Origin of the sequence: Streptococcus sp. CCH8-H5, assembly GCF_001556505.1 — a bacterium.
GTDB lineage: Bacteria > Bacillota > Bacilli > Lactobacillales > Streptococcaceae > Streptococcus.
This window is the reverse complement of the sequence record NZ_LSIZ01000114.1, coordinates 1-297: the sequence shown is the minus strand read 5'-3', so window position 1 is coordinate 297 and position 297 is coordinate 1. Positions and strand designations below refer to the sequence as shown.

General features: G+C 46.1%; 1 protein-coding gene. It reads left to right on the top strand.

Annotated elements, in window-relative coordinates:
• Positions 1–297: SH3 domain-containing protein (locus AX663_RS08330; RefSeq protein WP_197414214.1), on the top strand; the 297-nt coding region annotated here is incomplete at both ends.

Genomic DNA, 297 nt, shown 5'->3' with positions numbered 1-297 from the left:
ACCAGCGGATAAACCAAGTCTTCCAGAATCAGGCACTTATACCTTCACAGGTCGTACGTCAATTAAGGCAGAAGCTAAGGTTTCAAGCCCAGAGTTGGCCTACTATGATAAGGGTATGAGCGTTAACTACGACAAGGTTTTGACAGCCGATGGTCGTCAATGGCTTTCATACGTGACAACAAGTGGTGCTCGTCGTTATGTTGATATTGCAGCAGCCAAGGCAGACTCTAAGCCAGCAAGTCAACCAGAAGTTAAACCAGTTGCTAAACCAGCGGATAAACCAAGTCTTCCAGAATC